20 protein-coding genes, 1 tRNA gene and 1 pseudogene are annotated in these 17,965 nt (G+C 61.3%); 6 read left to right on the top strand and 16 right to left on the bottom strand.

Features of this window, described 5'->3' with window-relative positions; all coding sequences use genetic code 11:
* Positions 1–16: 16 nt before the first annotated feature.
* The 3 genes from QCL51_RS03970 to QCL51_RS03960 all read left to right on the top strand — a co-directional run bounded on the left by QCL51_RS03970 (position 17) and on the right by QCL51_RS03960 (position 1,660).
* Positions 17–101, top strand: a tRNA-Leu gene (locus QCL51_RS03970).
* A gap of 261 nt (positions 102–362) precedes the next feature.
* Complete coding sequence (locus QCL51_RS03965) at positions 363–1,010, top strand: trypsin-like peptidase domain-containing protein (protein WP_028697390.1); 648 nt, start codon at positions 363–365, stop codon at positions 1,008–1,010.
* A 170-nt stretch (positions 1,011–1,180) separates the two neighbouring features.
* A complete protein-coding gene (locus QCL51_RS03960; protein ID WP_103463237.1) occupies positions 1,181–1,660 on the top strand; it encodes a GNAT family N-acetyltransferase in 480 nt (159 codons plus the stop codon).
* Between the two features lie 10 nt (positions 1,661–1,670).
* On the opposite strand, the gene QCL51_RS03955 is transcribed toward QCL51_RS03960, so the two are convergent.
* Together QCL51_RS03955 and QCL51_RS03950 are read right to left on the bottom strand one after the other, a co-directional pair.
* On the bottom strand, positions 1,671–1,967 hold the full coding sequence (locus QCL51_RS03955) for an addiction module antidote protein (protein WP_103463238.1): 297 nt from the start codon (positions 1,965–1,967) through the stop codon (positions 1,671–1,673).
* A gap of 44 nt (positions 1,968–2,011) precedes the next feature.
* A pseudogene (locus tag QCL51_RS03950) lies at positions 2,012–2,256 on the bottom strand (type II toxin-antitoxin system RelE/ParE family toxin).
* Between the two features lie 223 nt (positions 2,257–2,479).
* Between QCL51_RS03950 and QCL51_RS03945 the strand changes: the two are divergent.
* Entirely contained in the window at positions 2,480–3,373 is an 894-nt protein-coding gene (locus tag QCL51_RS03945; protein WP_103463239.1) for a bestrophin family ion channel, read from the top strand.
* Between the two features lie 36 nt (positions 3,374–3,409).
* Here the strand turns inward: QCL51_RS03945 and phnE are convergent, their stop codons facing one another.
* The 4 genes from phnE to QCL51_RS03925 are packed head-to-tail and all read right to left on the bottom strand — an operon-like array spanning position 3,410 to position 6,655.
* Positions 3,410–4,177, bottom strand: coding sequence for a phosphonate ABC transporter, permease protein PhnE (gene phnE, locus QCL51_RS03940; RefSeq protein WP_021781758.1), 768 nt, complete (start codon positions 4,175–4,177; stop codon positions 3,410–3,412).
* Positions 4,174–5,001, bottom strand: coding sequence for an ABC transporter permease (locus QCL51_RS03935; RefSeq protein WP_103463240.1), 828 nt, complete (start codon positions 4,999–5,001; stop codon positions 4,174–4,176). The genes phnE and QCL51_RS03935 overlap by 4 nt, the downstream gene beginning before the upstream one ends.
* Positions 4,995–5,804: an ATP-binding cassette domain-containing protein gene (locus QCL51_RS03930; RefSeq protein ID WP_028697388.1), complete on the bottom strand. Its 810-nt coding sequence runs from the start codon at positions 5,802–5,804 to the stop codon at positions 4,995–4,997. The genes QCL51_RS03935 and QCL51_RS03930 overlap by 7 nt, the downstream gene beginning before the upstream one ends.
* Positions 5,801–6,655 (bottom strand): putative selenate ABC transporter substrate-binding protein, encoded by an 855-nt coding sequence (locus QCL51_RS03925; RefSeq protein ID WP_021781755.1) that lies wholly within the window; start codon positions 6,653–6,655, stop codon positions 5,801–5,803. The genes QCL51_RS03930 and QCL51_RS03925 overlap by 4 nt, the downstream gene beginning before the upstream one ends.
* Before the next feature lie 126 nt (positions 6,656–6,781).
* On the opposite strand from QCL51_RS03925, the gene selD reads away from it, so the two are divergent.
* Entirely contained in the window at positions 6,782–7,816 is a 1,035-nt protein-coding gene (selD, locus tag QCL51_RS03920; RefSeq protein WP_021781754.1) for a selenide, water dikinase SelD, read from the top strand.
* Positions 7,816–8,928 carry a tRNA 2-selenouridine(34) synthase MnmH gene (gene mnmH, locus QCL51_RS03915; RefSeq protein WP_103443513.1) on the top strand — a complete coding sequence of 371 codons (1,113 nt, stop codon included), beginning with the start codon at positions 7,816–7,818 and terminating at the stop codon, positions 8,926–8,928. The genes selD and mnmH overlap by 1 nt, the downstream gene beginning before the upstream one ends.
* 125 nt (positions 8,929–9,053) lie before the next feature.
* Here mnmH and QCL51_RS03910 read toward each other — a convergent pair whose 3' ends face one another.
* From QCL51_RS03910 to cyoC, 10 genes are all read right to left on the bottom strand, one after another.
* A complete protein-coding gene (locus QCL51_RS03910; protein ID WP_338444609.1) occupies positions 9,054–9,440 on the bottom strand; it encodes a lysozyme inhibitor LprI family protein in 387 nt (128 codons plus the stop codon).
* 20 nt (positions 9,441–9,460) lie between these two features.
* Positions 9,461–10,000, bottom strand: coding sequence for a hypothetical protein (locus tag QCL51_RS03905; protein WP_103443511.1), 540 nt, complete (start codon positions 9,998–10,000; stop codon positions 9,461–9,463).
* 86 nt (positions 10,001–10,086) lie between these two features.
* Positions 10,087–10,650: a GNAT family N-acetyltransferase gene (locus QCL51_RS03900; RefSeq protein WP_021781750.1), complete on the bottom strand. Its 564-nt coding sequence runs from the start codon at positions 10,648–10,650 to the stop codon at positions 10,087–10,089.
* A gap of 212 nt (positions 10,651–10,862) precedes the next feature.
* Entirely contained in the window at positions 10,863–11,318 is a 456-nt protein-coding gene (locus QCL51_RS03895) for a transposase (protein ID WP_021781749.1), read from the bottom strand.
* A gap of 1,460 nt (positions 11,319–12,778) precedes the next feature.
* The gene (locus QCL51_RS03890) at positions 12,779–13,162 is read right to left on the bottom strand and encodes a YkgJ family cysteine cluster protein (RefSeq protein ID WP_028697385.1); all 384 of its coding nucleotides are present in this window, start codon (positions 13,160–13,162) and stop codon (positions 12,779–12,781) included.
* Between the two features lie 160 nt (positions 13,163–13,322).
* On the bottom strand, positions 13,323–14,450 hold the full coding sequence (locus QCL51_RS03885; RefSeq protein WP_021781746.1) for a hypothetical protein: 1,128 nt from the start codon (positions 14,448–14,450) through the stop codon (positions 13,323–13,325).
* A gap of 112 nt (positions 14,451–14,562) precedes the next feature.
* Positions 14,563–15,771 (bottom strand): alanine transaminase, encoded by a 1,209-nt coding sequence (alaC, locus tag QCL51_RS03880; RefSeq protein WP_021781745.1) that lies wholly within the window; start codon positions 15,769–15,771, stop codon positions 14,563–14,565.
* 334 nt (positions 15,772–16,105) lie between these two features.
* On the bottom strand, positions 16,106–16,993 hold the full coding sequence (gene cyoE, locus QCL51_RS03875) for a heme o synthase (RefSeq protein ID WP_003248596.1): 888 nt from the start codon (positions 16,991–16,993) through the stop codon (positions 16,106–16,108).
* 11 nt (positions 16,994–17,004) lie between these two features.
* Positions 17,005–17,337 (bottom strand): cytochrome o ubiquinol oxidase subunit IV, encoded by a 333-nt coding sequence (cyoD, locus tag QCL51_RS03870; protein WP_003248599.1) that lies wholly within the window; start codon positions 17,335–17,337, stop codon positions 17,005–17,007.
* Positions 17,337–17,963, bottom strand: a complete 627-nt coding sequence (cyoC, locus tag QCL51_RS03865; RefSeq protein WP_012051225.1) for a cytochrome o ubiquinol oxidase subunit III — start codon at positions 17,961–17,963, stop codon at positions 17,337–17,339. The genes cyoD and cyoC overlap by 1 nt, the downstream gene beginning before the upstream one ends.
* Positions 17,964–17,965 lie beyond the last annotated feature (2 nt).

Raw genomic sequence — 17,965 nt, 5'->3', positions numbered from 1 at the left:
TTATACTGCGCGCCACGCCCTGATGGCGGAATTGGTAGACGCGGCGGATTCAAAATCCGTTTTCGAAAGGAGTGGGAGTTCGAGTCTCCCTCGGGGCACCAAATCCGGAAAAAACCGACCTTATGGTCGGTTTTTTTGTGCCTGCGATTCACGCCAGACATTGGCGCCGCCCTCCTGACTCCCGCGCCTTCCCACATGCCTGCATTCTATTGGCCGCGCTTGGCACTGGCGCTTAAGCTGTCATTCGTCAGATATATTCCGAAAGTATTGTTAGAGTAATGGCACTTAGCCATAGTAGCGCTCCCTTTTCTCCACGCAATGTGTGTCCCATGAAAACAGTCGCGCCCTGCATGGCGGCAATGATGCTGCTCAGTGGGTGCAATGGAGTGCCAACGTCTTACGTTTCAGATCCCGTCTACAGCCAGGCGTTCGTGGTCACATCAGGTGCCCCGCTCCCCATGTTGCTGATGGCCAGCGCCATCCAGTGGAACGAGGATTACGCAGTCACCGCCAAACACACCCCGTTCCTGCGCAACGTGGTCCACGAGGGCCTGGGTGACGTGGTGTTCTTCAAGCACAAGGCCAGCAACGTGCCGCACTGGCGCCAGTACGTGCCAGGGGAAGCCGTGACGGCGGTGGGCTTCAACAGTTTCATGATGCCGATGCAGGGCAAGGGCCATGCCCTGTCGTCGCTGGTACGGCTTGAAGGTACGCCGGGCAGCGTCTTCTACTCGGTGCATGACGGCCCGATTACCAAGGGTATGTCGGGCGGGCCTGTGTTTGCCGATGACGGCAAGGTCGTAGGTATCAACGTCGCGATCATTCCCACCCGCGAGATCGACGCTGGCAAGCGCCCTGACCTGGCGGGCAAGGATCGCATCAGCGTGTTCATGTCATTCAACGAGATCGACAAGGAATGGCGGCGCTATCAGTACCTGTTGGCGCACAAGGCCAAGCCGAGGGCGCCGGCTGCGGTCAAAGGCTACGTGGCGGTGGCCGCCAAGCCATGAATCGGGGCGCGGTGTTGGATGGAAAGCGGCCTATGATGTGAGGCTGATGGCCTCTTCGCGGGTAAACCCGCTCCCACAGGGCCTGCACAGGATTTGAGCCTTGTGCAGTACCTGAGGGAGCGGGTTTACCCGCGAAGAGGCCCTGCCAGCCAACGCGAGAAGGACCTGCCATGCACCTGACCCACCGCCCCATCCGGCCAGAAGACATCCCCGTTATCTGCAGCTTTCCGCAGAGCCCGGACGAACTGTTCTACATGTTCCCCAAAGCCACCGCCCCCCTCACCCCCAACCAGCTGAGCGACGCCATCGCCCAACGCAGCGGCTCCACGGTAGTGGAAGGTAACGGCGCTGTCCTGGCCTTCGCCAATTTCTACAAAGCCGAACATGGCGGCGTATGTGCCCTGGGCAACGTAGTGGTGGCCCCCAGCGCCCGCGGCCGTGGTGTAGCGCGTTATCTGGTAACGGCCATGATCGACCTCGCCCGCCAGCAGTACAGCGCCCGGGAGGTCTGGGTGTCATGCTTCAATCACAACACCGCCGGCCTGCTGCTTTATCCACAGCTGGGCTTCACACCGTTCGGCATCGAGGAGCGGCAGGCGTGGGACGGCACGCGGGTAGCGTTGGTGCAGATGAAGCAAATACTGACTTGACCGAGCTGGATCAGCGGGTCACTGCATGTGGCTGAACGAGAAGGTCAACCCCCAGCGCACGAATGACCCTCAATACAGTGTCAAAACGAGGCTTCGCGCCAGGGCTCAGCGCCTTGTACAGGCTTTCTCTACCCAGCCCACTCTCCGTAGCAATATGTGTCATGCCCCGTGCACGAGCGATATGGCCAAGTGCTCGAATGATTTCCTCGGTATCGCCACCTGATAGCACCTGGCTAAGGTATTCACTGATTGCCTCATCGCTGCTCAACAAGGCGGTCATATCAAACGGGATCAATTTTTCGCTCATTTCATCACCTTCAGCAGCTTTCTGGCTTTGAGGATGTCGGCGGCCTAGGTGGACTTGTCGCCGCCGACCAGCAGTAAAACCAACCTCTGCCCCTTTTGCGTGAAATAGACGCGATAACCGGCAGCTATGTCGATGCGAAGCTCACCAATACCGCCTCCAAGCCACTTGAAGTCACCAAGATTGCCCGCCGCTGCTCGCTCCAGCCTACGACCTACGCCAGCCTGGCCCTCAAATCTCTCAAGCTCGATAGCCAAGCGGCAAAGCTTTCCGTCTGTTCAACGAGAAACATCAAGTGGTCACCCAATCGTATCCTTATGGATACACTCATTCAAGGATCGAAACGACCCACTCTGTCGTTTTTGAGCTGAATCAGGAATTCAGGTACATCCGCTGGGCTGGTCGGATTTTTCCCTTCGTTTCAGCTACAAAATCCCTTGCAACATTCAACCCTCGAACCTTCGACGAGCCTCGGCGTCCCATCCTGCATCCCCCGCGTTCCGAGGTACCCCCGCGTGAAAGACGTCATCGCCCGCAAGTACCGCCTGGTGGTGAAGACCATCGGCTATATCGGCTGGTCGCTGTTCTGGCTGCTGATCTGGGATGTGCTGGTCACCCTCGATTTCATGCTGTTCTTGAACAGCAAGTTCACCCTGCCACTGATCCCGTTGACCTTGCTGGGCTCAGCGCTGGTGGTACTGGTGAGCTTTCGCAACAGCAGCGCCTACAACCGCTGGTGGGAGGCTCGCACCCTGTGGGGGGCGCTGGTGAACAGTTCGCGCAGCTTCGCCCGGCAGACGCTGACGCTGATCGATGACCCGGATGACGGCCTGAACCCGGTCAAGGCCACCCTGCTGCGCCGGCATATCGCCTATGTGAACTGTCTGGCGGCGCACTTGAAAGGCGAAAGCTGCCCAGAGGAACTGATGGCCTTCATCCCCCCGGCGGAGTTCGAACGGCGCAACCGTTCGAACAATTTCGCCAATGACATCCTCAGTGGCTCTGCGGCCTTGCTCGCGCGGGAGTACCAGGCCGGGCGGCTGGACAGCATTCGCCTGGCGCGGCTGGAGTCGACGCTGGTAGACCTGTCTAACGCCCAGGGCGGCATGGAGCGGATTGCCAATACACCACTGCCCTACCCCTATGTGTATTTCCCACGGCTGTTCATCACGCTGTTCTGCCTGATCGTGCCGGTGGGGCTGGTGGAGTCGCTGGGCTGGTTCACGCCGCTGGCGTCGACGGTGGTAGGGTTCATGTTGCTGGCTATCGAGCGCATCGGCACGGATTTGCAGAGCCCGTTCAGGTTCAGCGAGCATCAGATCCAGATGGATACCATCTGCGAGACGATCGAGCGTAACCTGGAGTCGATGCAGCGGGAGGCGCAGTGTGCCGAGGCTGTCGGCACCTGACAGATCTTGGGGTTGCTTTGAAACATCGCCTATCCATCAGGCCCGTACATAACGCTGGCGCAATACATCACTCAACAGATCCACGAACAATACCAGCAACAGCATACCCATGATCACCGTGCTGGCCTGGGCCTCCTGGAACAGGCTCAAGGTGGTGTACAGCATCTGCCCCAACCCACCCGCCCCGACGAACCCGAGCACGCTGGCCATGCGGATGTTGTTCTCCCAGCGGTACAAGCTGTAGGCCAGTAACTGCGGCCACAGGTTGGGCAGGGTGCCAAAGCAGAACGCGGCCACCTGGCTGCCACCCTGCAAACGGATCGCCGCCGCCGGCTCGGGCGGGGCGTTCTCAAGCGCCTCGGCAAACAGCCGCCCCAGCACGCCAGCGGTGTGCAACGCCAAAGCCAGGGTACCGGCATTCGGCCCCAGCCCGGCCGCCAGCACAGTCAGCGCTGCCCACACCAGCTCAGGAATGGCGCGCAAGGCATTGAGCAGCAAACGCGCCGCCCCTTGCAACGGCCAACCGAAGCGGCCCGCCGCCGGCAGTGCCAGCAACATCCCCAATACCATTGCCAACAAGGTGCCCATGCCAGACATGGCCAGGGTTTCCAGCGCCCCGCGCCACACTGCCTTGAGGTGGCCGGTAGACAGATCCGGCTGCAGGAAGCGCCCGGCGTACTCACCCATCTGCCCCAGCCCGCCATTGCCGACCAGTGCGTGCAGGTCCAGCTCCAGGTATGCGAACGAGGCCACCACCGCTACCGCGATGGTGCCCAGCAGCAGCAGGTTGATCACCCGGTTCATGCCAACCTCCAACGCAGCAGGCGGCTGAGCAGGTCGGCCAGGATCACCAGCAGCAGGAACGTCAACAGCATGCTTGCCACCTGCGCACCCGCAAACATGCGCATCGACAGGTCGATCTGCTGGCCCAGCCCGCCAGCACCGACAAAGCCCATCACCACCGAAGCCCGTACCGCGCACTCCCAGCGGTACACGGTGTACGACACCACTTCGCTGGCGGCATTGGGCAGGATGCCGTAGAAAAACGCCGCCAGCCGGCCACTGCCCGCCTGCAACAAGGCATGCGCCGGGCGCTGGTCAACTGACTCGAAGATTTCGGCGTAAACCTTGCCGAGCATGCCACTGTAGGTGATGGCGATAGCCAGTACGCCCGCCGTCGGCCCCAACCCCACAGCGCGCACGAACAGCAACGCCCAGACGATCTCCGGCACGCTACGCAGAAAAATCAGCAGCCCGCGCACCGGTAGGCGCAACATTCTCGACCAGAACCCGGCCCGCCCGCCGCGTGAAGCGGCGCGCAAGGACAAGGCACGGCTGGCCAGCAAGCCAGCCGGGATCGCCAACAATAACGCCAGCGCCATGCCGGCAGTCGCCACGGCCAGGGTCTGCAAGGTGGCCTCATACAGTAGCGCAAGAAAATCGGCATCATGTGCCGGCGGCCAGAAGGCGCTGGTGAAGCTGGCAATCTGCTGACGGTTGTCCGCCTGCAGCAGCACCCAAGGGTCCAGTTCGCTTGACTGGATAGCCGGCCAGAGTACTGCCACCGCCAACAGGGCCAGCAACAACCGCGGCAGCAGCGCCGGGTCGCGGACGTCAGCCTTCAGCATCGCGGAATCTGCACGGTCAGGGTCGGCTCCTGGGTTGGCGGCGGAGCCAGTTGCTCGTTGGCGTATAGCGCTTCCAGCAGCTGTTCGGTCACGGCTTCCGCCGGGCAGTCGAACACAACCTGCCCTTCACGAATACCAATAATCCTCGGAAAATGCGCCAGCGCCAGCTCTACGGCGTGCAGGCTCGCCACCAACGTCACGCCAGTGGCTTGGGCATGGCGACTGAGCAAGGCGAGGCTGTGGTCGGCCAACACCGGGTCCATGGCTGACACCGGTTCATCGGTCAGCAGCACCTGCGGCCGCTGGTACAACGCCCGAGCAATGCCCACCCGCTGCAACTGGCCACCGGACAACTGCCCACACTGCACGAACAGCTTGTCGGCCAGGCCCAGTTCCGCCAACGCCTGGCGCGCCCCCGGCACATCGCTGGGACACAGCAGGTTGAGCAAACCGCGCAGCGTACCCCACTGCCCCAGCCGCCCCGCCAGCACCGCGGTCACCACTCGCTGACGCGGTGGCAAAGGCGGCGATTGATGTACCAGGCCAACCCTCGCGCGCAGGCGCTGGCGTGCCCTTGCCGACAACGCCCAAGGCTGCTCGCCAAGCAACTCCAGGCGCCCACTGCTGGGCTGGACGGCCGTGGCCATCAGGTGCAGCAAGCTGGACTTGCCCGCTCCCGACGGCCCGATGATGGCCACACGCTCGCCCTGCGCGATACGCAGGCTCACCGCATCAAGCGCGCGTACCTGGCCATGGCGCAGGCTGGCACCGTGCAGATGGATTGCCACATTCGAAGCTGTCACTTGAGCAGGCCGGCCTCGCGTGCAGCTTGTTCGGTGCCCTTGTAGTTCTCAGGCTTGGTCTCGATGAAACGGCTGGCGGCCTGCAGGTCAAGGATGGCCTTGTGCTCCGGGTTGCTCGGGTCGAGGTCCAGGAAGGCTTTCTTGATTTTCTGTTTCAATGCCGGGTCCATGTTGCCGCGCACGGTCCAGTTGTAGTCGAAGTAGGTCGGGGTGGTGGCGAACACCTTCACCTTGGTGGTATCGACCTTGCCGGCATCCACCAGCTTCTGCCACACGCTGGCGTTCAGCACGCCACCATCGACCTTGCCAGCCTGCACCCAGGCCACGGTGGCATCGTGGGCGCCGGAATAGGCCACGCGGCCGAAGTACTCCTCAGGCTTGATATTGTCCTGCTTGAGCATGAAGTAACGCGGCATCAGGCTGCCCGAGGTGGACGAAATGGAACCGAAGGCAAACGACTTGCCCTTCAGGTCGGTCAGGCTCTTCACGTCGGGGTTGGCGGTGATGAACTTGGAGGTGAACTGTGCGTCCTGCTCACGCTGTACCAGTGGCGTGGCGGTCGGGTCCTTCAGGTGCACCTGAACGAACGTGAAGCCCCCCAGCCAGGCCAGGTCTAAGCGGTCTGCGGCCAGCGACTCGACCACCGCCGGGTAGTCGGCCACGGGTACGAACTTCACGTCCATGCCCAATTGCTTGGCCAGGTACTCACCCAAAGGCTTGAACTTGCGCTGCAGTTCGGTCGGCGCTTCGTCGGGGATGGCGCTGACCCGCAGGGTTTCGGCGGCCTGAACGACAACGGCACAGCAAGACAGCACGAGGCCGGCGGCGAGCGCCAGGGGGCGTTTGAGCATGGGTGTTCTCCGGTTCAATAGCGGGGAAGTGCCGACACATTTGCCGGCACCGGGAATTATAAGAGGCAAGGGCCCAAAGGCCAGCTTTGCTACAATCGCGCAACAATTTGACCTGCAGAGGTGCGTATGAGCGAGCCGATTCGCCTGACCCAATACAGCCATGGCGCCGGCTGTGGATGCAAGATCTCCCCCAAGGTGCTGGACGTGATCCTCGCCGAAAGCGGCACCCAGGCCCTGGACCCAAAACTGTGGGTCGGCAACGCGTCACGCGACGATGCAGCAGTGTACGCGCTGGACGACGAACGCGGCGTGGTTTCAACCACCGACTTTTTCATGCCGATTGTCGACGACCCCTATGACTTCGGCCGCATTGCCGCCACCAACGCCATCAGCGACATCTATGCCATGGGCGGCGACCCGCTGATGGCCATTGCCATCCTCGGCTGGCCGGTCAACGTGCTGCCGCCGGAAGTCGCCCGCGAAGTCATCCGCGGCGGCCGTGCGGTGTGCGCCGAAGCGGGTATCCCGCTGGCCGGCGGCCACTCGATCGACGCGCCCGAGCCGATCTTTGGCCTGGCCGTCACAGGCGTGGTCAATAAACGCCACCTCAAGCGCAACGACACCGCCAGCGTAGGCTGCCAGTTGTATCTGACCAAGCCCCTGGGCATCGGCATCCTCACCACTGCCGAGAAAAAGGCCAAGCTGCGCGCGCAGGACCAGGGCCTGGCCCGCGACTGGATGTGCACCCTCAACACGCCCGGCAGCCGCTTCGGCAAGCTGGACGGGGTCAAGGCCATGACCGACGTCACCGGCTTCGGCCTGCTCGGCCACCTGGTCGAGCTGGCCGAAGGCAGCGGCCTCACCGCGCACCTGGACTATGCTGCCGTGCCACGCCTGCCTAGCGTCGACCACTACCTGGCCGAGGGCTGCATCCCCGGTGGAACCCTGCGCAACTACGACAGCTACGGGCACAAGATCGGCGCCCTCAGCGACGACCAGAAGCACCTGCTGTGCGACCCGCAAACCAGCGGTGGCTTGCTGGTTGCTGTTGCCCCGGAGGGTGAAGCCGAGTTCCTCGCCGAGGCTGCGGAACTAGGCCTGAAACTGTCTCCGATCGGCAAGCTGGTCGAGCGACAGAGCCATGCGGTCGAGGTGATCTGATGCGCCCCGACTGCACCGACTTCCGTCAGCTGTTCCTCGACGACGTGCCGATGATGGACATGCGCGCCCCCGTCGAATTCGCCAAAGGCGCCTTCCCTGGCGTGGTAAACCTGCCGCTGATGAACGACCAGGAGCGGCAGAAGGTCGGCACCTGCTACAAGCAGCAGGGCCAGACCGCCGCCATCGCCCTGGGCCACCAGCTGGTCAGTGGCGCCACCAAGCAGGCCCGTCTGGAGGCCTGGGCAGCGTTTGCCAAGGCACACCCTGACGGTTACCTGTACTGCTTCCGTGGCGGCCTGCGTTCGCAGATCGTGCAGGGCTGGCTGCGCGATGAGGCGGGCATTCAGTACCCGCGTGTCAAAGGCGGCTACAAGGCCATGCGTACCTTCCTGCTGGAGACTACCCAGCAAGCGGTGGAGCAATGTGATTTCGTGCTGGTCGGTGGACTGACCGGTACCGGCAAGACCGATGTGCTGCACCAGTTGGACAACGTGCTCGACCTTGAAGGCCACGCCAATCATCGCGGCTCCAGTTTCGGCAAGCGCGCCACGGCGCAACCGGCGCAGATCGACTTTGAAAACCAGCTGGCAATCGACGTGCTGAAAAAGCGCGACCGCGGTATCGGGCAGTTCGTGCTGGAAGATGAAGGCCGCATTGTTGGCAGCTGCACGGTGCCGCTGGAGTTGTACCAAGGCATGCAGCATTACCCGCTGGTGTGGCTTGAAGACAGCTTCACCAACCGCGTGGAGCGCATCCTGCGCGACTACGTGGTCAACCTGAGTGCCGAGTTCATAGCCGTGCATGGCGAGGAAGACGGTCCCCGGTTGTTTGCCGAGCGCATGCTGCAGAGCATGGCCAATATCTACAAGCGTTTGGGTGGAGAGCGCCATCAGCGCTTGTCCGAGATGCTGCGCGAAGCCTTGGAAGAGCAGCAGCGCAGCGGCGCAGTAGACCTGCACCGGGGCTGGATCGAAGGCTTGCTGAACGAATACTACGACCCGATGTATGCCTACCAGCGCGAAGCCAAGGCCGAGCGCATCGAGTTTGCCGGGGATGCCGTGGAAGTGCGCGAGTACCTCAAGGCCCGGGCGCTGCGCCAACCGCGCAAATAGAACCAGCACCCTGTAGGAGCGGGTTTACCCGCGAAGAAGGCAACGCGGTGCATGACACCGGCAAAGCCGATGTTCGCGACTGAACCCGCGCCTGCAAATGTAGGCCAATCATGCCTGAACAGGCGTTACTGCCCCGGGCTAAGCACCCGCTCCAGCTCCGCAGCGCGGTCGCGGGTCATGTCCATGATGCAGCTGCCACCTTCCAGCTGCGCCATGGTCCCGCCACTGGCCTGTACATGGAACTGGCAATTGCCATCACGGTAGGCCAGCCACTTGCGCTGTACATCCCGCAGGCTCTTCTGCTGACCGGCATCCAGCTTGCCCATCAATTGCTTGTACACCCGGTTCAACCGCTGGTCCTGCACTTGCGTTTCGGCCCCGATGCACGCATTCATGGCCACGGTGCTGGAGGCCTTGTCCATGCACTGTCCGTAGGCCGCCGTGTAGTCGTCCGCCATCGCTACCGGTAGCACGCAAGCCAGTACCAGGCCTGCCAGGTAATGCTTGGTCATGCTAACCCTCCTTGTGGGTATCAAAGCGTCTGCGGCTGCTCCGGGGGCATCAGCACCTTGCCTGGTTCGAAGCGCAGCGAGGGCATTTGCGTCGCTGCATACAACGTTACCCCCAGGGCGGCAATCAAGGCGACATCAAGCCAGTTCCAGCCTGGCACGTCGTCAGCTCTTCGCGCCTTCCAGCAAAACCAGGCTTGCCCAAGGCAAAACACCACCATCGCTGTCAGCCACAGGTAGAAGCCTGCACCAAAGCCGGTAAGGTCATGAAACTCGTAGGTGCGGTTATCCGGCAAGCGGTCGATGCCAAAACTGCTGGCAGCCAGATACGCCGCGGCAAGCCCGGCCAGCAAGGCCAGCCGGCGAAACCGCCGATGGGCAAGGATGGCCAGGGCCAGCAGTGGGTTGGCGAACCATTGGTACAAGCCGAATGGCATACCCCATGGCCCGTACAGCAGCATCTGCAGGGCCGGCATGTGACGCTCGCCGCCCATCAGTGCGCCATCAAAGAACAGGGCGAGCAAATACAGCAGCAAGCTGATACTCAGGTAGAAAACGGGCAAAGGGGATTCCTGAGAGAAACGGGACAGCCTACGACCTTAACCCAGGCCCTGCCCCGCTTCCAAATTCACGCTCGGGTGTTACGAGATCAGACTACTGGCGGCTCCAGCAGCAAGCCGTAAATACCCGAGTCGGACAGCTCGCCAGCCACGCACCAGCGCGCGCGCAAGGTGCCTTCCAGCACAAAACCTTGGCGCTCCAGGGTGCGTGCCGAGCCCTGGTTGCGCGGGTCGATCTCGCCTTCGAGACGACGCATATGCAGCGTATTGGCGATGTAGTCGATGAAGCAGGTCAAGGCTTCATCCATATATCCCCTGCCCTGCACCGAACTGGCCAAGCAGTAGCCGATCTCGCCGCGACGGGAAACGTCATCGATATTGAACAGCTGGACCATACCGATCAGTTCGCCGTTGTCGCGGCGGTACATACCGAGCTTGAGTTGGTCGCCATTGGCATAGGCTTCGCGGTCGGCGGCCAGGGCGCTTTCGGCCTCGGCCAGGTCTTGCCAGGGTGCATGGTGCCAATAGCGCATGACCTCGGGGTCGGCCATGATCGCCAGCCACTGCGCGGCATCGGCATGGCGCATGGGGCGCAATTGCAGGCGTGGGCTGTCGAGGCAGAGGTCGCTGGGGAAACTGCGGGGTGGGGTCACACCGGATCTCCTGTCCATTGCTGGGGAGATGACAGTTTAACGTCATGTGGGTGGGGTGGGGCAGGTCTTGGGTTATGGAGTGTGTTTGAGGAGACTTGCCTTGGGATCTTCAGGGGCGCGTAGATCGAGCGCCGCCCACGCGGCGCATCGCGAGCGAAGCTCGCTCCTACATTTGTTTCGGGCCAGTCATTCCTGTCCCTTAAGGCATGCCCTCAGAGCCAGACCGCATCCCAGTGTGGATAATCCCCAATCCTGGAGACCAATCCTGCCCTTAGCGGATTGGCGATGATATATCTGGCGACCTTCACCACATCATCATCATGACGCAAAGCCCGGTCGTGATAACCCGCCTGCCAGACCGGCACCATCCTTGCTCCAGCTTTGCGCAAAGCATGGCTGGTTCGGGATTTGAAACGCTGCATCAATGTCCCGAGTGTCACGTCTTTCAACTCAAGCAGCCAATGTACATGGTCGGGCATCACGACCCAGGCCAATGACCGGCAATGGTGCTCCTGATCTGCTCTACGAAGAAATTGAATTACCAAGCGCGCAAATTGGAAGTTCAGGAACAATGGACGGCGGTGATAGGTAACCGAAGTCAGCATGTACAGCCGGCCAGGCTCCGAACACCTTCCGCGACGTAGTAGACAGCCATGGGGTTTGGGCATGTGGTCATCCTTGAAAGACATGTCCAGGGCAGGATAGCGATGTCTGGCGGGCCCAATGAGGTTTACGGTTACAGAGTGTGAGTGGGCAGACATGACCGGGGATTGCGACAGGGCCACCGTGTGCATGCCTTGGTTTTTGTGGTGGTGCGCAAATCGAGCGCCGCCCGCGCGGCGCATCGCGAGCAAGCTCGCTCCTACATTGGTTTCGGGCCAGTGCAGCCTACACCAACGCGCGCCATTCGTTTCGGGCCAGTGCAGCCTGCACCAACGCGTGCCATTCGTTTCGGGCCAGTGCAGCCTGCACCAACGCGTGCCATTGGTTTCGGGCCAGTGCAGCCTGCACCAACGCGTGCCATTCGTTTCGGGCCAGTGCAGCCTGCACCAACGCGTGCCATTCGTTTCGGGCCAGTTATGCCTGTGACAGCCGCGCGCGACCGCCTTGTTTGAAAAACGCAATATCACGCCATGCGCCAAGGGGTCGCGCGCAACTCCCCCAGGAATAATTGGCCCGAAACAAATGTAGGAGCGAGCTTGCTCGCGATGCGCCGCGCGGGCGGCGCTCGATCTCATAGGCGACGAACAACTCAAGGCATGCACCTGCCAGCCGCTACCGGCCCACCCGACAGGTACATCAGGCCATTACTCAACCCCTGCAATTGCAGATTGCGACAGGGCCACCGTGTGCATGCCTTGGTTTTTGTGGTGGTGCGCAAATCGAGCGCCGCCCGCGCGGCGCATCGCGAGCAAGCTCGCTCCTACATTGGTTTCGGGCCAGTGCAGCCTACACCAACGCGCGCCATTCGTTTCGGGCCAGTTATGCCCGTGACAGCCGCGCGCGACCGCCTTGTTTGAAAAACGCAGTATCACGCCATGCGCCAAGGGGTCGCGCGCAACTCCCCCAGGAATAATTGGCCCGAAACAAATGTAGGAGCGAGCTTGCTCGCGATGCGCCGCGCGGGCGGCGCTCGATCTCATAGGCGACGAACAACTCAAGGCATGCACCTGCCAGCCGCTACCGGCCCACCCGACAGGTACATCAGGCCATTACTCAACCCCTGCAATTGCAGATTGCGACAGGGCCACCGTGTGCATGCCTTGGTTTTTGTGGTGGTGCGCAAATCAAGCGCCGCCAGCGCGGCGCATCGCGAGCAAGCTCGCTCCTACATTGGTTTCGGGCCAGTGCAGCCTGCACCAACGCGTGCCATTCGTTTCGGGCCAGTGCAGCCTGCACCAACGCGTGCCATTCGTTTCGGGCCAGTGCAGCCTGCACCAACGCGCGCCATTCGTTTCGGGCCAGTGCAGCCTGCACCAACGCGCACCATTCGTTTCGGGTCAGTTATGCCTGTGACAGCCGCGCGCAACCGCCTTGTTTGTACAACGCGATAGCACGCCATGCACCAAGGGGCGCGCGTGTCCTTCACAGGAATCACTGGCCTGAAATACAGGCTAACGAAAAACGCTCAGGCCACCTCAGCCCCATCATCCGGCCAATGCGGCTCGTTGGCCTCTGGCGGAGTCAACGGCGGCAGGCCATACGCTGCCCGCGCATCATCACAGCTCGGGTTATGCACCCCACCCTCCCACGACGCATCAAACTCGCGGCACGGGCTGGAACGGTTGGCGTAAATCGTACAAGCCACCTCTTTACCGATCTCGCCCTGAAGGCTGACACAGCGGCAAGGCTTGGCATCGGTGCCGATCATGGCAACGCGCGTGGGGTTGATCTGCACCACCAGGTCGTCCGGCACTAAGCCCCCGGCAGACTGGCATTCGCCCCAGAAGAAGGACACACGGAAGTACCCGCAGCAGGCGCCGCAGTCAAGGCAAGGGTTATATTCAGACATGATGTCACGGAGGGAAGGTGGTTGTTATCGGGGCTGGCCCGCGGCGCCATTTTTAATCCAACCAGGGGCCGCTGGATAGAGGGGGAATGCAAAAAAAGTTGCCGCTGATCCGGCCACTGAACAAGGGCGACCAGTGCATTCACCGGCCGCCCCCTTTCAGCTAGCAGATGGGTTGGTAGGCTTCAGCATCCCAGCGTTGTAAACCCAGGCCTGCGCTCGGCTTGTAGTTGCCTCCCTGTACCTTGCTGAACTGCGTATGCACCTCACCACAATGCACCAGACGATCGTTCTCATCGCCCTCGGTGAGTACCGTGTAAGACTTACTGCGCATGGCCTGATACTGCCTGTCGGCGGCCGCCATGACCTGGTGATACTTCATCAACTGGCTGCTGCTCAAGGCCAGACGTTTGTCCAGTCGCACGCCCCAGCGGGTCAGGCAAACCTCGGCAAAGTGGCGAACGATCAGCCCAGGTTCGACCAGCACCTTGCCATCGCCTGCGCCATCAGCCGAGGCGTTGCCCACCAGTGTGGCATGACGGCCCGGCATAGGATAAACGCATATCCGTGTCCCTCTGGCGACCGAAGGGATCACGCAGGCAAAACCTTTGGAGCGCTCATCCCTCGAGTAGAAGCCTACGTACTCTTTGACGTTATCAGCCAACGTTACGCGCTCGGCTTGCACGTTACCGACCCCAGGCACCGGGTCAATGGCAAATATGTTCACCGGTATGCCCCGCAATACAGGGTCTTGCGCCATGGCATTGGCCAGCATGTGGCAGCTGATTCCTCCCCTGCTCCAGCCCACCAGGTTGACCTGGGTTGGCAGGCGCGGTTTGCGGAACATGCTGATGATGCGCTCCTGCAGTTCCTGCGGGGTTGGGTGGCGATCGCCGTAGTCGTAGGTTCGCCAGAACCATGAGGCGGAGGAAGAAACATCCGGAATCGGCACGCCGGCAGCTTTCAGCCGCTCGTATTCTTGCTCACTGAGTTTGGTGCGCCGCCAACTGCTTTCGCCTTTGATGACCTGCAGCACATGGTTGACGTTCTCCTCCCAGCCGCGGCCAAACAGCTGGCCAGTCCAGTTGAAATAGCCGCCGGGTACGACGAACAGGTTGTCATCCTGAAGGTTGCCGCTGCCTGGGCCGTCGACGGCGATCCAGTGGGCAAATTCCCGGCTCTGGTCGTTGCTGGCCAGGGTCGAGACCAGCTCGCCATTCCAGAAGTTGGGATTGGCGTCGTCAAAACGGTGCGAACCAGTGCCGCAGAAGTAGGCGGTGAAGACACTCATGGGGATCTCTTTGGTGAGAAATGAGTGCTGAAGGTAGGCGTACGGGTAACCAGAAGGCAGGCGGAAAGCTCACCCAAGAGGTAGTTGGGGCTGCTTTGCAGCCCCGATAGGCTTACTTGCGAGCCAAACCGTCAGCCCGGAACATTTGCCGGATTCCGCGGATAGCCTGGCGAATACGGTCCTGGTTCTCGATCAGAGCAAAGCGCACATGGTCGTCCCCATAGTCACCAAAACCGATCCCCGGCGACACACAGACCTTGGCCTCGGCCAGCAGCTTCTTGGAGAACTCCAGCGAACCCAGGTGCGCATACTCCGGCGGGATCTTCGCCCACACGTACATCGACGCCTTGGGGTTCTCGACCATCCAGCCCAGTTCGTGCAGCCCTTTGACCAGCAGGTTGCGGCGCTGGCGATACTGCTCGGCAATGTCGCGGACGCACTGCTGGTCGCCTTCCAGCGCCGCAATGGCCGCGACCTGTAGCGGGGTGAAGGTGCCGTAGTCGTGGTAGCTCTTGATCCGCGCCAGGGCGCTGACCAGCTCAGGGTTGCCGACCATGAAGCCGATGCGCCAGCCGGCCATGTTGTAGCTCTTGGACAGGGTAAAGAACTCCACCGCAATGTCCTTGGCCCCCGGGACCTGCATGATCGACGGGGCTTTCCAGCCGTCGTAGACGATGTCGGCATAGGCCAGGTCATGCACCACCAGCACGTCGTACTGCTTGGCCAGGGCCACCACTCGCTCGAAGAAGTCCAGCTCCACGCACTGGGCGGTAGGGTTGGACGGGAAGCCGAGGATCATCATCTTAGGCTTGGGGATCGACTCGCGGATGGCCCGCTCAAGCTCGTTGAAGAAGTCCACACCCGGTACCAGCGGCACCGAACGCACCTGGGCACCGGCGATCACTGCGCCGTAGATGTGGATCGGGTAGCTGGGGTTGGGCACCAGCACCGTGTCGCCCTGGTCCAGGGTAGCCAGCATCAGATGGGCCAGGCCCTCCTTCGAACCAATGGTAACGATGGCTTCGCTTTCCGGGTCGATGTCGACCTCGTAGCGATCCTTGTACCAGTTGGAAATGGCCCGGCGCAGGCGCGGGATGCCGCGAGAGGTGGAGTAGCCGTGGGTGTCTTCACGTTGGGCGACCTGTACCAGCTTCTCGACGATGTGCGGCGGAGTGGCGCCATCGGGGTTGCCCATACTCAGGTCGATGATGTCCTCGCCACGGCGGCGGGCGGCCATCTTGAGCTCGGCAGTGATGTTGAAGACGTAAGGGGGGAGACGATCGATGCGCGCAAAGCGGCGCGGCGAACCTGGGTTGGCCATGGCTTCCTCTGAGTACGTAAGCGCCCGGAACCGTCCGAGCGACGCTGGCCGATGTGGCGGCCTGAATCAGAAGATAATCCCGAAACATGATACACGTAAAGGATAATTTCCTGTTTTGTTATATTTTTTCAGATCTATTATTTGAAAATATAAAATTTATATTTCCCTGTGCCGGCCTCTGCGCGGGCAAGCCCTCTGCCACCGGGACCGCGCCACACGCAAAACCTGCGAAATGCCTGTGGGAGCGGGCTTGCCCGCGAAGAGGCCGGCACAGAAAAACCCATAAAAAAACCCCGGCGCAGAGGCCGGGGTTTTCGTGAAACAGGCAGCAGTTTCAGCGAGCGTAGGTCATCAGCACGTCCGCAGCGGTCTGGCTGTCCACACCCATCATCACGCTCAGGGCAGTAACGGTGAGGATGGAGAAGCCGAACACCTTGCGGGCCCACTTGCTATCGTCTTCAGCCTTGTAACCACCCCAGGCCATGTACAGCCAGTACAGGCCCATGGCAGCGGCCACGGCCAGGTAGCCGAGGCCGGCGTAACCGCCGAGGGTAAGCATCAGGGTGGCGAGCACGAAGGCCAGCACGTACAGCACGATCTGCTTTTTCGCCGCGAGGATGCCACGTGCCACCGGCAGAACCGGAATGTTGGCAGCGCTGTAATCCTTGAAGCGGAAGATCGCGATGGCAAAGCTGTGCGGCATTTGCCAAAGGCTGAACATCACCAGCAGGGTTACCGCAGCCAGGTCGAAGCTGTTGCTCACGGCGCAGTAGCCGATCACCGGAGGCATGGCACCGGACAGGCTGCCGACCAAGGTGCCGTGCACCGATTTACGCTTCAGCCACAGGCTGTAGAAACCGACGTAGACGACAAAGCCAATCAGTGCGCAGAACGCAGACAGCGGATTGGCCTGGACATACAGCAAGCTGAAACCCGCCACCCCGAGCAGGGTGGCGTAGATCAGCGCGAGGGGCAGCGACATGCCGCCCTGAACCATGACGCGGTTCTTGGTGCGCTCCATCTTGTGGTCGATGTCACGGTCGATGCAGTTGTTGAACACGCATCCGGACGCAACCACCAGCGAAGTACCGATCACCACCGCCAGGAACAGGGCGAAATCCACATGGCCCTTCGAGGCAAGGAAGAAACCGCCTGCCACGGAAAGCACGTTACCGAAAATGATCCCCGGTTTGGTGATTTGGATAAAGTGCTTAACGGACATGCAGTCTTACCTCACTTGGCCAACATTTCGAAGTGGATGCTGAACATGATCCACAGCGACAGGCCGACAAGCAGAGCGATCACCAAGGTGGTGAACAGGAACGTCGAAACGTTGTTGCGTTGCTCTTTCGAGCGGTCCATGTGCAGGAAGTAAACCAGGTGAACAACTACCTGGATCACGGCCATGGCAACAATGATCAGAACGGTCAGGTTCTTCGGCAGGCTGGCGGTCATGGCCAGGCCGAACGGGATCGCAGTCAGGATGATCGACAGTACGAAACCGATCATGTAGGACTTGACGCTGCCGTGATTACCTTCGTGATGAGTGTCGTGTGCGTTAGCCATTACAGAACCCCCAGCAGGTAAACGACGGTGAATACGCAGATCCAGACCACGTCCAGGAAGTGCCAGAACAGGCTCAGGCAGCTCATGCGGGTCTTGGCGGTCGGCGTGATGCCGTGCTTGTTGATCTGGTACATCATGATTGCCATCCAGATCAGACCAGCAGTCACGTGCAGACCGTGGGTACCTACCAGGGCGAAGAAGCCCGACAGGAAGCCACTGCGCTGCGGGCCGAAGCCCTCGCTGATCAGGTGATGGAACTCATAGATTTCCATCGCGATGAAGCCTGCACCGAACAGGAAGGTCACGGCCAACCAGCCCAGTACACCTGCTTTCTTGCCATCGAACATCTTCAGCATGGCGAAGCCGAAGGTGATCGAGGACAGCAGCAGGAACAGCGTTTCAACAGCTACGAAATCGAGCTGGAAGATGTCGTGACCCGACGGGCCGCCGGCAAAACTGCCGGACAGCACCGCGTAGGTGGCGAAGAGCGACGCAAACAGGATGCAGTCGGTCATCAGGTACAGCCAGAAACCCAGTACGGTCATCTGGCCCGAGTCGTGGTGGTGGTCGTCATGCCCATGGTCGTGACCATGAGCAGCGCCGCCGTGCATTACTTGACTGGACATTG

It is taken from the genome of Pseudomonas sp. LTR0 (assembly GCF_036630035.1).
In the GTDB taxonomy this organism is placed as follows: Bacteria; Pseudomonadota; Gammaproteobacteria; order Pseudomonadales; family Pseudomonadaceae; genus Aquipseudomonas; species Aquipseudomonas putida_Y.
This window is presented reverse-complemented; position numbering and strand designations above follow the sequence as displayed.